Here is a 14460-nt window from a genome sequence, read left to right as displayed (position 1 = left end):
AATCAGGCCCTCAGGCCGGCCCGGCTCTGGGTGAAGGGTACGAAGCCGGGCAGCGCTTCGAAGCGGTTCAGGAAGGCATTGACGGCGGGGTAGCCGGACAGGTCGACATTGCCCTCCGGTGCCTGGGCCACATAGCTGTAGATCGCTACGTCGGCGATGGTCGGGTGATCGGCGGCCAGCCAGTCGCGATCGCTGAGGTGCTGCTCCAGGCGTTCGAGCAGCACATGGGCGCGGGCAATGACTTCCTCGGCGTTGAAGCTGGCGTTGAACACAGTGATCAGGCGCGCGGCACAGGCACCGTAGGCCAGTTCGCCAGCGGCTACCGACAGCCAGCGCTGCACACGCGCAGCGCCCGGCGCGTCTTCCGGCAGCCAGTCGGTGCGCCCGGCTTTCTTCGCCAGGTAGACCAGGATCGCGTTGGAATCGGCGACCACGATCTCGCCATCTTCCAGCACCGGGATCTGCCCGAACGGGTTCAGGGCGAGGAACGCGGGTGACTTGTGTGCCCCAGCGGCCAGATCCACTTCGACCAGCTCGTGGGGCACGCCCAGCAGCGAAGCGAACAGTACGGCGCGATGGGCATGGCCCGAGAGGGGATGGTGATGAATCTTCATGGTCCGGCTCCTGACTGTAGTTATGCGGGGCGGGGTGATTCCCGATCCGTGATGACAGTGTGGAAGCGGATGCTTTTTGGCGGAACACGCTTTGTTAGCAGTTCTTTATTGCTTCAGGTGGAATAATCTCTCGCAGTGTCTGACCGATGTCATTGCCCTGTCCCGAGCCAAAGTGGGATGATTCGCAATTGCAATCACTTTCCGTGCAGAGTTCGCCACCCGTGTCCCCCCGACTTCTCCTCGCCGAAGACGACCTCAACCTGCGCCAGGACCTGCAGCGCCATTTCCTGCGTCGAGGCTTCGCAGTCCACGCCTGCGAAAACGGCAGCCAGGCACAGGCTGTCCTTGAGCAGGGCGCATTCGACCTGGTCCTCCTGGATATCATGCTGCCGGGCACCGACGGCCTGAGCCTGCTCGATCAGCTACGCCGCAAGCAGGCCGTGCCGGTGATGCTGATGTCGGCCCTCGGCGCCGAGCAGGACCGCATCAGCGGCTTTACCCGCGGCGCCGACGACTACCTGCCCAAGCCCTTCAGCCTGGCCGAGCTGGATGCCCGGGTCGATGCCCTGCTGCGCCGGGTGGCGCTGGACCGGCGCACGACGACGAGGGACGCCGTCCGGCTGGACGAGAGTGGCCAGGACGTGGTGCATCGAGGTCGTCATGCCGGCCTGACCGCTTCCGAGTACCGTCTGCTGGCGACCCTGCGTGCCCATCCCGGGGAGGCGCTGAGCAAGGCCTTCCTCTACCAGACCGTGCTGCATCGCGCCTATACCCGGCTGGACCGCGGCCTCGATGTGCACGTGTGCAACCTGCGACGCAAGCTGGCAGCCATCGGTGCCGTGCACGTGCAGATCCAGTCGGTGCGCAGCCAGGGCTACATCCTGGTGGAGACGGAGCCGTCCTGATGCGCCGACATCCGCTGCTGTGGAAGCTCGCCCTGCTGCTGGTCGCCTTCTGCCTGCTGCTGACCTGGCTGATCTGGACCTGGGGCCTGTCGGTGGAACGCAGCAGCTACTTTCTCGGCTCGGCAGACCAGGAATACCTGGCGCGTTATGCCGCCGAGGCCGAGCAGGCCTGGCGCGAGGGCGGTGCGCAGGGCGCCGAGGCATACCGCCGCACCCTGGCGAGCAGGGAAAACACCTGGGTCGCGCTGGTCGGGGCGGATCTGCAAAGCCTCGGCACCACAGCGTTCAGCGCCGAGGAAGCCAGCCACCTGACCTTCATGCGCAAGCTCGACTGGCCCATGAGCAGGCGCCTGCAGGACGAGTTGCCCTATGTCAGCATCGCCTTTCCCGAGCATCCCGAGACCGGGCGCCTGGTCATCCAGTTGCCGGAGCGCCTGCTGCCCACCGGCCTGACGCCCTGGACGCATCTGGTCACCCATGGCGTGGCACCCGCGATGCTGGCCGTGCTTCTGGGGCTGTTGCTCTATCGCCTTCTGGTGGCGCCGCTCAATCGCCTACGCGACCGCGCCGACGCCCTGCGTGCGGACGACCTGGACAGCCCCGGCCTGCCATTGCAGAACCGCCGCGATGAACTCGGCGAACTGGCCCAGGCCTTCGATCACATGGCCGGGCGCCTGCGCCGCAGCCTGGAGCAGCAGCGCCTGTTGCTGCGCACCCTGTCCCATGAACTGCGCACACCGCTGGCGCGCCTGCGCATCGCCCACGACAGCGGCCTGCCGCCGGAGCAGTTGCGCCAGCGCCTGGTACGGGAAGTGGACGATATGCAGCGGCTGCTGGAAGACACCCTCGACCTGGCCTGGATGGACACGGAAAAACCGCAACTGCCCAGCGAACCGGTACAGATGCTCTCGGTGTGGGAAGCCCTGTGCGAAGACTGCTGCTTCGAAAGCGGCTGGGAGCGCGCGCGATTGCCCTGCGACCTGCCAGCCGACTGCTGGATCGAAGGCCATCTGGACAGCGTGGCCCAGGCCCTGGAAAACCTGCTGCGCAATGCAATCCGCCATTCACCGCCCGGTGGCACGGTGAGCTTCAGCGGGCAGCGGGAGGGAGATGTGTGGCATTTCCGCTTGCGCGACCAGGGGCCTGGCGTACCCGAGACGGAGCTGCAACGGATCTTCGAACCCTACCAGCGCCTGGCCGGCAGTGGCGCGGGCTTCGGCCTTGGCCTGGCCATCGCCCGCCGCGCCATCGAATTGCAGGGCGGCCAGCTCTGGGCGAGCAACGCCAACCCGGGGTTGGTCCTGCATCTGCGAATGCCGGCGGCGGAATGTTTAGAAAGTTAATGCGCTTTACTCTCAATTAGCACTCATTATCATTCGTGATCTCTTGCATTCAGCGCCCGTCCCGGAGATCGATGATGTCGCCTCGCGCTTTCCCTCGCATTCCCTTCCTGATGTTGTCCGGTTGCCTGTTGTCCACCGCCGTGCAGGCGGCCAACGAGGCCGATGTAGTCGAGCTGCAGCCGCAGAACGTGGTCGCCACCGCACTGGAGGAAACCAAGCAGGCGCCGGGTGTCTCGGTGATCACCGCCGAGGACATCAAGAAGCGCCCGCCGGCCACCGACCTGTCGCAGATCATCCGCACCATGCCGGGGGTCAACCTGACCGGCAACTCCACCAGCGGCCAGCGCGGCAACAACCGGCAGATCGATATCCGTGGCATGGGCCCGGAAAACACCTTGATCCTGGTCGATGGCAAGCCGGTCGGCAGCCGCAGTTCGGTGCGCTACGGCTGGCGCGGCGAACGCGACTCCCGGGGCGATACCAACTGGGTGCCGGCCGACCAGGTCGAGCGCATCGAGGTCATACGCGGCCCGGCAGCTGCACGCTACGGTTCCGGGGCCATGGGCGGGGTGGTGAACATCATCACCAAGCAGGCCGGGGCCGAGACCCACGGCGATGTGACGGTGTACCAGAACTTCCCCAGCCACAGCGACGAAGGCGCCAGCAAGCGCATGACCTTCGGCCTCAACGGGCCGCTCACCGACACCCTCAGCTACCGGGTCTACGGCAATGTGGCCAAGACCGACGCCGACGACTGGGACATCAATGCCGGGCATGAATCCGCGCGCACCGGCAACCAGGCCGGTACTTTGCCGGCCGGCCGCGAAGGCGTGCGCAACAAGGACGTCAACGGCCAGTTGAGCTGGCACCTGACACCGGAGCAGACCCTGGAACTGGAAGCGGGCTTCAGCCGCCAGGGCAACCTCTATACCGGCGATACCCAGAACACCAACTCCAACGCCAACGTGAAGAGCATGCTCGGTCACGAGACCAACATCCTCTACCGGGAAAACTACGCCGTGACCCATCGCGGCGACTGGGACTTCGGCAGCACCATGGCCTACCTGCAATACGAGAAGACCCGCAACCAGCGGATCAACGAAGGCCTGGCCGGCGGCACCGAAGGCATCTTCAGCAACACCGACTTCTACACCTCGACCCTGCGCGACCTGACCGCCCACGGCGAAGTGAACCTGCCGCTGCACGCCCTGCGCGACCAGACCCTGACCCTGGGCGCCGAGTGGAGCCAGCAGAAACTCGACGACCCGAGTGCCAACACCCAGACCACCAGCGAAGGCGGCGCGGTCGGCGGGCTGAGCGGTACGGGGCGGGATACCGGCTCCCAGGCGCAGATCTTCTCGCTGTTCGCCGAGGACAATATCGAGCTGCTGCCCGGCACCATGCTCACTCCGGCGCTGCGTTTCGACCACCACAGCGTGGTCGGCGACAACTGGAGCCCGTCGCTCAACCTGTCCCACGCGCTGACCGATACCCTCACCCTGAAAGCCGGTATCGCCCGGGCCTACAAGGCGCCGAACCTGTACCAGCTGAACCCGGACTACCTGCTCTACAGCCGCGGCCAGGGCTGCTATGGGCAGAGCACCAGCTGCTACCTGCAAGGCAACGCCGACCTGAAGGCCGAGACCAGCGTCAACAAGGAACTGGGCATCGAATTCCAGCAGGACGGCTGGGTCGCCGGCCTGACCTACTTCCGCAACGACTACAGGAACAAGATCGAGTCCGGCCTGAGCCCGGTCGGGCAGGCCAGTGGTGGCACCGGCAGCTATGCCAACGCGGCGATCTACCAGTGGGACAACGTGCCCAAGGCACTGGTCGAAGGCCTGGAAGGCACCCTGACCATCCCGCTGACCGAGCAACTGAAGTGGAGCAACAACTTCACCTGGATGCTGCAATCGAAGAACAAGGAAACCGGCGAGACCCTCTCGGTGACGCCGAAGTACACCCTCAACTCGATGCTCGACTGGCAGGCCACCGACGACCTGTCGCTGCAGGCCAGCGTTGCCTGGTACGGCAAGCAGACGCCCAAGAAGTATGACTACCACGGCGACCGGGTCACCGGTAACGCCAACAACCAACTGTCGCCGTATGCACTGGTCGGGCTGAGCGGGACTTACGCCTTCAGCAAGAACCTGAGCCTGACCACCGGCGTCGACAACCTGTTCGACAAGCGCCTGTTCCGCGAGGGCAATGCCCAGGGCGTGAACAATATCGACGGGGCCGGCGCGGCGACCTACAACGAGCCGGGCCGGACCTTCTACACCAGCCTGACGGCATCGTTCTGATGAAGCTGTCGCCATTGTTTCTTGGCCTGCTGTTGGTAGCCGGCAGCGCTGTGGCACGGCCGGAGCCGGAGCAGAAGATGCAGGCTGCGGTGTTGCAGACGCAGGGCGCGGCCTATCGCTTCAGCACCCTTGATCTTGATTCCGCCGATGGCCAGCGGCATTACCGGTTGTGGGTCGGCAAGCCGGCCCGGCCGGCGCCTGCGGCCGGCTACCCGGTGCTGTGGATGCTCGACGGCAACGCCGCGCTCAGTGCACTGGAGCCGGCAGAACTGGAAAGGCTGGCAGGCGGGCAGGCGCCGCTGCTGGTGGCGGTGGGGTACCGGACCGAGCAGCGCATCGAGCGTACTGCCCGGACCCGGGACTATACGCCATGGGTAGCGGGGCTGGAGGCGCAGGTCGATCCGCTGACCGGGCAGCCCAGTGGCGGGGTGGATGCGTTTCTCGATCTGCTGGTGGGGCGCATGCGGCCGCTGGTGGCCAGGGTGGCGCCGATCGATCCTCGGCGGCAGACGTTATGGGGCCATTCCTACGGCGGGCTGGCGGTGCTGCATGCGCTGTTTACCCGGCCGGAGGCGTTCAGTGGCTACGCGGCGGCGAGTCCGTCGTTGTGGTGGCGGGACGGTGCAATCGTGGCCGAGGCCGAGGGTTTGGCCGGGCGCCTGGGCGACGCGCGGCCGAGGTTGCTGCTGATGCGCGGTACCGCCGAGCCGGCCCGGCCGCGTGCTCCGGGCGGCGCGGATAACGAAGGGCCGGCGCGGGCGCTGGTGGCGCAATTGCAGCAAGTGCCGGGGCTGGAGGTGAGTTACCAGCGCTTCGAAGGGCTGAACCATGGGCCGATGCTGCCGGCCTCTTTGCATCGGGTGATCGAGGGGATGTCTCACTGAGAGCCTTGTGGTGGTGCTGATGGCCTCATCGCTGGCAAGCCAGCTCCCACAGTGTCCTGTGGCTAGCACGAAACCCTGTGGGAGCTGGCTTGCCAGCGATGAGGTCCTCAAGAACGACACAGTTCCCTGCGACAAGTCTTCACTTAATATTTCGCAAATGCGGGTGTATCGTATTCGCCCTTCACGCTGGCCCCCGCTGGCCAGTTGCTGTTTCCGCGAAGCCGAGGTGCCTGTCCCGATGTCCTTTACCCGTCGACAAATGCTCAAGGGCCTGACCGGCCTGGTGGTGGTTGGTCTTGGTGCCGGTGGTGCGGCCCGCTACTGGCTGGGCAAGGTCGAGGACGAGAATGCCGGGCATGACTACGAGCTGATCGCTGCGCCGCTGGACGTGGAGCTGGTCCCCGGCTTCAAGACCGAGGCCTGGGCCTTCGGGCCGTCCGCGCCCGGTACCGAACTGCGGGTGCGCCAGGGCACCTGGCTGCGGGTGCGCTTCATCAATCACCTGCCGGTTGAAACCACCATCCACTGGCACGGCATCCGCCTACCCCTGGAAATGGACGGCGTGCCCTATGTCTCGCAGTTGCCGGTCAAGCCCGGCGAGTTCTTCGACTACAAGTTCCGCGTTCCGGACGCCGGCAGCTACTGGTACCACCCCCACGTCAGCAGCAGCGAGGAACTGGGCCGCGGCCTGGTCGGCCCGCTGATCGTCGAGGAACGCGAGCCCACCGGCTTCAAGCATGAACGCACCCTGAGCCTGAAAACCTGGCACGTGGACGAGCAGGGCGCCTTCCTGCCCTTCAGCATCCCCCGCGAGGCCGCGCGCAACGGCACCGCCGGGCGTCTGATCACCATCAATGGCAAGGCCGACGCCGTGACCGAACTGCCGGCCGGCCAGGTGGTGCGGGTGCGCCTGCTCAACCTGGACAACACCTGGACCTATCGCCTGAACCTCAAGGGCAATTGCGAGGCGATGGTCTATGCGCTGGACGGCAATCCCGTCACCCCGCGGCCGCTGGAAGACGAGTATTGGCTCGGCCCGGGCATGCGCATCTGCCTGGCGATCCGCATTCCCGAGCCCGGCGACGAAATTTCCCTGCGCGATGGTTTCGTCCGTCTCGGCACCCTGCGCTCGGTGGCCAGCGCCGACAAGCCCGGTGACTGGCCGCCCGCGTTGCCGGCCAACCCCATCGCCGAGCCGGACCTGGAGAATGCCGAAAAGCTCAACTTCAATTTCGAATGGGCGGGCAAGGTCTCGGTGAACACCGACAACGGACGCCCGCCGAGCCTCTGGCAGATCAACGGCCAGGCCTGGGACATCACCGACAAAACCTGCGCCGACCGCCCCATCGCCACCTTGCAGAAGGGCAAGAGCTACATCTTCGAGCTGAAGAACATGACCCAGTACCAGCACCCTATCCATCTGCACGGCATGAGCTTCAAGGTGATCGCCTCGAACCGCCGGCAGATTGTCGAGCCCTGGTTCACCGACACCTACCTGCTGGGCAGGAACGAGCGTGCCCAGGTGGCGCTGGTGGCGGATAACCCGGGCACCTGGATGTTCCACTGCCATGTCATCGACCACATGGAAACCGGCCTGATGGCCGCGATCGCGGTGGCCTGATGCGACCACGGATCATCGATCGCAGCCACGACCAGGAATTCATGCGCCTGGCCCTGGAGCTGGCGGCGCAAGGCGCGGCGCTCGGCGAGGTGCCGGTGGGCGCGGTGCTGGTGCAGCACGGGCAGGTACTGGGCCAGGGTTTCAACCGGCCGATCACCGACAGCGACCCCAGTGCCCATGCGGAAATGGTCGCTATTCGTGCCGCGGCCAGGGCGGCGAGCAACTACCGTCTGCCCGGCAGCACCCTGTATGTCACCCTCGAGCCCTGCAGCATGTGCGCCGGGCTCATCGTGCATTCGCGGGTCGAGCGGGTGGTCTACGGCGCGCTGGAGCCGAAGGCGGGGATCGTGCAGAGCCAGGGGCAGTTCTTTACCCAGGGCTTTCTCAACCATCGGGTGATCTACGAAGGCGGGGTGCTGGCGGAGGAGTGCGGGGCGATCCTCAGCGAGTTCTTCAAGGCGCGCCGCGCAAAGGCCTGATTCAGCGCGTACCCTGTGGGGGTTTACCCGCGACTGCGGTGGTGCGACCACTATTGCAATCGCTGGCAAGCCAGCTCCCACAGGTTTCTCGGCAGCCGCAGGCTTTGTGTTCGACGCGGTCACTGTGGGAGCTGGCTTGCCAGCGATTGCGGTGGCGCCGGCATGAGAGTAATCGCGGGTGAACCCGCTCCCACAGGTTTCTCGGCCAGCCGCAGGTTTCGTGTTCGACAGGGTCACTGTGGGGCTGGCTTGCCAGCGATTGCGGCGGTGCGGCCACGAGAGTAATCGCGGGTGAACCCGCTCCCACAGGTTTCTCGGCTAGCCGCAGGTTTTGTGTTTGATACGGTCACTGTGGGAGACCGTGTCGCTCAGAGCTGAGGGCTCTGCTCCGCCGGCTTGTCCTTGTTCACCCCCGGCACATGCAGGTTGCCCTCGGCGACCTGGCCTTCCAGTTGTGGCTGGGTCACCCAGGTGAGGATGTCGTAGTAGCGGCGGATGTTGGCGACGAAATGCACCGGCTCGCCGCCGCGGGCGTAGCCGTACTTGGTCTTGCTGTACCACTTCTTCTGCGCCAGGCGCGGCAGCATCTTTTTCACGTCCAGCCAGCGGTTCGGGTTCAGGCCCTCGCGCTCGGCCAGCTTGCGCGCGTCATCCAGGTGGCCGCTGCCGACGTTGTAGGCGGCGAGGGCGAACCAGGTGCGGTCCGGCTCCTTGATCGAGTCGTCGAGCTGGTCCTTCACATAGGTGAAGTACTTGGCGCCGCCGCGGATGCTCTGCACCGGATCGAGTCGGTTGGACACACCCATGGCCTGGGCCGTGCGCTGGGTCAGCATCATCAGGCCGCGCACGCCGGTCTTGGAGGTGACCTCCGGTTGCCACATCGATTCCTGGTAGCCGATGGCCGCGAGCAGGCGCCAGTCCACCTGTTCCTGCTTGGCCGAGTTGCGGAAATGCTTTTCGAAACGTGGCAGGCGCTCCTGCAGGTGCTGGGCGAAGGTGTAGGCGCCGACGTAGCCGAGCACATCGACATGGCCGTAGTAGCGATCCTTCAGACGCTGCAGGGTGCCGTTCTTCTCGACCTTGTCGAGGAAGGCGTTGATCTCGTTGAGCAGGCTGGCGTCTTCGCCGGCGGCCACGGCCCAGCGCTGGTCGCGGGCATCGCCCAGGTCGAAGGCGACGCGCACGTTGGGGAAGTACACCTGGTTCATCGCCAGTTCGTTGGAATCCACCAGGGTCAGGTCGATCTGGCCTTCATCGACCATGCGCAGCAGGTCGACCACTTCCACCTGGTCCGACTCCTCGTATTCCAGGCCGGGGTATTGCTTCTTCAGGTCAGCCAGTTGCTCGACATGGCTGCTGCCCTTGAGCACCATGATGCGTTTGCCCACCAGGCCGGCGGCATTGGTGGGCCGGGTCTTGCCGTTGCGGTAGATGACCTGCGGGGTGACTTCCAGGTAGGGGTGGGAGAAGCGTGCCTGGGTCTTGCGCTGTTCGCTGCTGACCAGGCCGGCGGCGGCCAGCACCGGGCCGTTGGGCTGGCCGAGCCGGGTGAAGATATCGTCCAGGTTGTCGGCGGTCTCGATCTGCAGCTCGACGCCCAGGTCGTCGGCGAAACGCTTGACCAGCTCGTACTCGAAACCGGTTTCGCCGTTGCGGTCCTGGAAATAGGTGGCCGGGCTGTTGCGGGTTATCACCCGCAATACGCCATCCTCCTTGATGCGTTCGAGGGTGCTGGGTTTTTCAACGCAGGCACCGAGCATCAGGAAGAGTCCTAGTGCGACGAGCCATTGGGCGCATCGCTGGCGCAGAACGGAGTGGGTAGACATAAGGTGCAGTATACGCAAAGGGCCTGCCGTGCCATATCTCGACAACAGATGGCTTGTCTGCTATCGCCCGCCGTGCTTGCGACTTTTCACCGCACTTCGCACCCTCGGCGAAAGCGCCGACACGCCTGGAATGCGCTTGCCGACATGCGGATGGGCACGGATGCAGCGTTTCGGGTGCCTGACGCATCGGTTTAGGCTAGAATGCACGGCCTCCAAGCACACCCCCTTCTTGAGGCTGTCCCGACGATGTTGATCCTGCGCGGCGCTCCTGCCCTTTCTGCCTTTCGCCACGGTAAATTACTCGAGCAACTGAGCCAGAAAGTCCCCGCTGTTAATGGTTTGTACGCTGAATTCGCTCATTTCGCCGAAGTTGACGGCGATCTGACCGCCGACCAACAGCAAGTGCTTGCGCGCCTGCTCAAGTACGGCCCGAGCGTCCCGGTGCAGGAGCCTGCCGGTCGCCTGTTCCTGGTCATGCCGCGTTTCGGCACCATCTCGCCATGGTCGAGCAAGGCCAGCGACATCGCCCACAACTGCGGCCTGGAAGTCGTTCGTCGCCTGGAGCGCGGCATCGCCTACTACGTTGCCGGTGAACTGAGCGATGCCGACGCCGCCAGCGTCGCCGAGCTGCTGCACGACCGCATGACCCAGATCGTGCTGGGCAGGCTGGAAGAGGCCGCCGGCCTGTTCAGCCACGCCGAGCCCAAGCCGCTGACCGCCGTGGACATCCTCGGTGGCGGCCGCGCCGCGCTGGAAAAGGCCAACGTCGAGCTGGGCCTGGCCCTGGCCGAAGACGAGATCGATTACCTGGTCAATGCCTTCCAGGGCCTCAAGCGCAACCCGCACGACATCGAACTGATGATGTTCGCCCAGGCCAACTCCGAGCACTGCCGTCACAAGATCTTCAACGCCAGTTGGGATATCGACGGCGAGAGCCAGGAAAAAAGCCTGTTCGGCATGATCAAGAACACCTACCAGATGCACAGCGAAGGCGTGCTGTCCGCCTACAAGGACAACGCCTCGGTGATCGTCGGCTCCGTGGCCGGGCGCTTCTTCCCGAACCCTGAAACCCGCCAGTACGGCGCGGTGCAGGAGCCGGTGCACATCCTGATGAAGGTCGAGACCCACAACCACCCGACCGCCATCGCCCCGTTCCCGGGTGCTTCCACCGGCTCCGGCGGCGAGATCCGCGACGAAGGCGCCACCGGTCGCGGTGCCAAGCCAAAGGCCGGCCTGACCGGTTTCACCGTGTCCAACCTGCGCATCCCGGGCTTCGAACAGCCGTGGGAAAAGCCGTACGGCAAGCCCGAGCGCATCGTCGACGCCCTGGACATCATGATCGAAGGCCCGCTGGGCGGCGCCGCGTTCAACAACGAGTTCGGCCGCCCGGCCCTGACCGGTTACTTCCGTACCTTCGAGCAGTCCATCAGCACCCCTCATGGCGACGAAGTGCGCGGCTACCACAAGCCGATCATGCTCGCCGGCGGCATGGGCAACATCCGCGAAGAGCACGTGCAGAAGGGTGAAATCACCGTCGGCGCCAAGCTGATCGTCCTCGGCGGCCCGGCCATGCTGATCGGCCTGGGCGGCGGTGCGGCCTCGTCCATGGCCACCGGCGCCAGCTCCGCCGACCTCGACTTCGCTTCGGTGCAGCGGGAAAACCCGGAAATGGAACGTCGTTGCCAGGAAGTCATCGACCGTTGCTGGCAACTGGGCGACAAGAACCCGATCGCCTTCATCCATGACGTCGGTGCCGGCGGCATTTCCAACGCCTTCCCCGAGCTGGTCAACGATGGCGGCCGCGGTGGTCGCTTCGAACTGCGCAACGTGCCGAACGACGAGCCGGGCATGGCCCCGCACGAAATCTGGAGCAACGAGTCCCAGGAACGCTACGTGCTGGCCGTCAGCGCGGTCGACTTCGAGCGCTTCCAGGCCATCTGCGAACGCGAGCGCTGCCCGTTCGCGGTGGTCGGCGAGGCCACCGAAGAGCCGCAACTGACCGTCACCGACAGCCACTTCGGCAATACCCCGGTGGACATGCCCCTGGAAGTGCTGCTGGGCAAGCCGCCGCGCATGCACCGTTCGGTCACCCGCGAAGCCGAGCTGGGCGATGATTTCGACCCGTCGAAGCTGGAACTGGCCGACTCCATCGAGCGCGTCCTGCGTCATCCGGCCGTGGCCAGCAAGAGCTTCCTGATCACCATCGGCGACCGCACCATTACCGGCCTGGTCGCCCGCGACCAGATGGTCGGCCCATGGCAGGTCCCGGTGGCCGACTGCGCCGTCACCGCCACCAGCTTCGACGTCTACACCGGCGAATCCATGGCGATGGGCGAGCGCACTCCGCTGGCCCTGCTCGACGCTCCGGCGTCCGGGCGCATGGCGATCGGCGAGACCCTGACCAACATGGCCGCCTCGCGCATCGAGAAACTCTCGGATATCAAGCTGTCGGCCAACTGGATGTCGGCTGCCGGCCACCCGGGTGAAGACGCCCGTCTGTACGACACCGTCAAGGCCGTGGGCATGGAACTCTGCCCTGAGCTGGGCCTGACCATCCCGGTGGGCAAGGACTCCATGTCCATGAAGACCCGCTGGAGCGACGAAGGCACCGAGAAGACCGTGACCTCGCCGCTGTCGCTGATCGTTACCGGCTTCGCGCCGGTGGTCGATGTGCGCAAGACCCTCACGCCAGAGCTGCGCATGGACAAGGGCGAAACCGACCTGATCCTGATCGACCTGGGCCGCGGGCAGAACCGCATGGGGGCTTCGATCCTCGCCCAGACCCACGGCAAGCTCGGTGCCCAGGCCCCCGACGTCGATGACGCCGAAGACCTGAAAGCCTTCTTCGCCGTGATCCAGGGCCTCAACGCCGACGGCCACCTGCTGGCCTACCACGACCGTTCCGATGGCGGCCTGCTGGTCAGCGCCCTGGAAATGGCCTTCGCCGGCCACTGCGGCCTGAACCTGACCCTCGACACCCTGGCCGACAGCCGCGACGACGTCGCCGCCGTGCTGTTCAACGAAGAGCTGGGTGCGGTGATCCAGGTTCGCCAGGACGCCACTCCGGACGTGCTGGCGCAATTCAGCGCCGCCGGCCTGGGCGACTGCGTCGCGGTGATCGGCAAGCCGGTCAACAACGGCGAAGTGGCCATCAGCCTGAACGGCGAGATGCTCTTCGACGGCGACCGTCGCCTGCTGCAACGCGTCTGGGCCGAAACCAGCTACCAGATCCAGCGCCTGCGCGACAACGCCCAGTGTGCCGACCAGGAATTCGACCTGCTGCTGGAAGAAGAAAACCCGGGCCTCAGCGTCAAGCTGGGCTTCGACGTCAACCAGGACATCGCCGCGCCTTATATCAAGAAGGGCGTGCGTCCACAGGTTGCCGTACTGCGCGAGCAGGGCGTCAACGGCCAGGTCGAGATGGCAGCGGCGTTCGACCGCGCCGGCTTCAACGCGATCGACGTGCACATGAGCGATATCCTTGCCGGCCGCGTCGACCTCAACGCGTTCAAGGGCCTGGTGGCCTGCGGTGGCTTCTCCTACGGCGACGTCCTCGGCGCCGGTGAGGGCTGGGCCAAGTCGGCGCTGTTCAACGCCCGCGCCCGCGATGCCTTCCAGGGCTTCTTCGAGCGTACCGACAGCTTCGCCCTCGGTGTGTGCAACGGTTGCCAGATGATGTCCAACCTGCACGAGCTGATCCCGGGCACCGAATACTGGCCGCACTTCGTGCGCAACCGCTCGGAGCAGTTCGAGGCCCGTGTCGCCATGGTCGAGGTACAGAAGTCCAACTCGATCTTCCTGCAGGGCATGGCCGGTTCGCGCATGCCGATCGCCATCGCCCACGGCGAAGGCCATGCCGAGTTCTCCAGCGAGCAAGCCCTGCTCGAAGCCGACCTGTCCGGCTGCGTGGCGCTGCGCTTCGTCGATAACCACGGCAAGGTCACCGAGAGCTACCCGGCCAACCCGAACGGCTCGCCGCGCGGGATCACCGGCCTGACCAGCCGCGACGGTCGCGTCACCATCATGATGCCGCACCCCGAGCGGGTGTTCCGTGCCGTGCAGAACTCCTGGCGTCCGGACGACTGGAGCGAGGACGCCGGCTGGATGCGCATGTTCCGCAATGCGCGGGTCTGGGTGAACTGAGTGTACAAACTCGCGTTCTTTGTCCCGCCAAGCCATCTCGACACGGTCAAGCAGGCCGTGTTCGAGGCCGGTGGCGGGCGGATCGGCGACTACGACTGCTGTGCCTGGCAGGTGCTGGGCCAGGGCCAGTTCCGCCCGCTGGACGGTGCAACGCCGTTCATCGGGCAGAGCGGGGTGGTTGAGTCGGTGGAGGAATGGCGGGTGGAACTGGTGGTGGCGGACGAGCTGATTCATCAGGTCGTTGCGGCGCTGAAGCAGAGCCATCCCTATGAAACCCCGGCCTACGAGGCCTGGAAGCTCGCTGATCTTTAGAACCTGAACACCGAACTTGTGGGAGCTGGC

The 14460-nt window shown here is 65.6% G+C and carries 10 protein-coding genes; 8 read left to right on the top strand and 2 right to left on the bottom strand.

Annotated features, from left to right (window positions below):
- Nucleotides 1–2: 2 nt before the first annotated feature.
- Entirely contained in the window at nt 3–614 is a 612-nt protein-coding gene (locus tag CSV86_RS19725) for a glutathione S-transferase family protein (RefSeq protein ID WP_009403551.1), read from the bottom strand.
- A gap of 221 nt (nt 615–835) precedes the next feature.
- On the opposite strand from CSV86_RS19725, the gene CSV86_RS19720 reads away from it, so the two are divergent.
- From CSV86_RS19720 to tadA, 6 genes are all read left to right on the top strand, one after another.
- Nucleotides 836–1519, top strand: coding sequence for a response regulator transcription factor (locus tag CSV86_RS19720; RefSeq protein ID WP_009403552.1), 684 nt, complete (start codon nt 836–838; stop codon nt 1517–1519).
- Nucleotides 1519–2862 (top strand): HAMP domain-containing sensor histidine kinase, encoded by a 1344-nt coding sequence (locus tag CSV86_RS19715; protein WP_009403555.1) that lies wholly within the window; start codon nt 1519–1521, stop codon nt 2860–2862. Before CSV86_RS19720 ends, CSV86_RS19715 begins: the two co-directional genes overlap by 1 nt.
- 74 nt (nt 2863–2936) lie before the next feature.
- The gene (locus tag CSV86_RS19710) at nt 2937–5165 is read left to right on the top strand and encodes a TonB-dependent siderophore receptor (RefSeq protein WP_009403556.1); all 2229 of its coding nucleotides are present in this window, start codon (nt 2937–2939) and stop codon (nt 5163–5165) included.
- On the top strand, nt 5165–6049 hold the full coding sequence (locus CSV86_RS19705) for an alpha/beta hydrolase (RefSeq protein WP_009403558.1): 885 nt from the start codon (nt 5165–5167) through the stop codon (nt 6047–6049). The genes CSV86_RS19710 and CSV86_RS19705 overlap by 1 nt, the downstream gene beginning before the upstream one ends.
- A 238-nt stretch (nt 6050–6287) precedes the next feature.
- Nucleotides 6288–7670, top strand: coding sequence for a multicopper oxidase family protein (locus CSV86_RS19700; RefSeq protein WP_009403560.1), 1383 nt, complete (start codon nt 6288–6290; stop codon nt 7668–7670).
- Entirely contained in the window at nt 7670–8149 is a 480-nt protein-coding gene (gene tadA, locus CSV86_RS19695) for a tRNA adenosine(34) deaminase TadA (protein ID WP_009403562.1), read from the top strand. The genes CSV86_RS19700 and tadA overlap by 1 nt, the downstream gene beginning before the upstream one ends.
- A 368-nt stretch (nt 8150–8517) precedes the next feature.
- Here tadA and mltF read toward each other — a convergent pair whose 3' ends face one another.
- The gene (mltF, locus tag CSV86_RS19690) at nt 8518–9975 is read right to left on the bottom strand and encodes a membrane-bound lytic murein transglycosylase MltF (protein ID WP_009403563.1); all 1458 of its coding nucleotides are present in this window, start codon (nt 9973–9975) and stop codon (nt 8518–8520) included.
- Between the two features lie 246 nt (nt 9976–10221).
- Here mltF and purL point away from each other — a divergent pair, with 246 nt between their 5' ends.
- Both purL and CSV86_RS19680 read left to right on the top strand, forming a co-directional pair.
- A complete protein-coding gene (gene purL / locus CSV86_RS19685) occupies nt 10222–14118 on the top strand; it encodes a phosphoribosylformylglycinamidine synthase (RefSeq protein WP_009403564.1) in 3897 nt (1298 codons plus the stop codon).
- A complete protein-coding gene (locus CSV86_RS19680) occupies nt 14119–14430 on the top strand; it encodes a YqfO family protein (protein ID WP_009403566.1) in 312 nt (103 codons plus the stop codon).
- Nucleotides 14431–14460: the final 30 nt, after the last annotated feature.

The organism is Pseudomonas bharatica CSV86 (assembly GCF_000319305.2).
GTDB lineage: Bacteria > Pseudomonadota > Gammaproteobacteria > Pseudomonadales > Pseudomonadaceae > Aquipseudomonas > Aquipseudomonas bharatica.
The sequence above is the reverse complement of the archived record's forward strand: the minus strand, read 5'-3'. Positions and strand labels throughout refer to the sequence as shown.

Bases quoted from the DNA above. Each gene is read 5' to 3' on its own strand.
- CSV86_RS19705 (WP_009403558.1), top strand. From the start codon at position 5,165: ATGAAGCTGTCGCCATTGTTTCTTGGCCTGCTGTTGGTAGCCGGCAGC.
- CSV86_RS19715 (WP_009403555.1), top strand. From the start codon at position 1,519: ATGCGCCGACATCCGCTGCTGTGGAAGCTCGCCCTGCTGCTGGTCGCC.
- CSV86_RS19725 (WP_009403551.1), bottom strand. From the start codon at position 614: ATGAAGATTCATCACCATCCCCTCTCGGGCCATGCCCATCGCGCCGTA.
- purL (WP_009403564.1), top strand. From the start codon at position 10,222: ATGTTGATCCTGCGCGGCGCTCCTGCCCTTTCTGCCTTTCGCCACGGT.
- CSV86_RS19710 (WP_009403556.1), top strand. From the start codon at position 2,937: ATGTCGCCTCGCGCTTTCCCTCGCATTCCCTTCCTGATGTTGTCCGGT.
- tadA (WP_009403562.1), top strand. From the start codon at position 7,670: ATGCGACCACGGATCATCGATCGCAGCCACGACCAGGAATTCATGCGC.
- mltF (WP_009403563.1), bottom strand. From the start codon at position 9,975: ATGTCTACCCACTCCGTTCTGCGCCAGCGATGCGCCCAATGGCTCGTC.
- CSV86_RS19700 (WP_009403560.1), top strand. From the start codon at position 6,288: ATGTCCTTTACCCGTCGACAAATGCTCAAGGGCCTGACCGGCCTGGTG.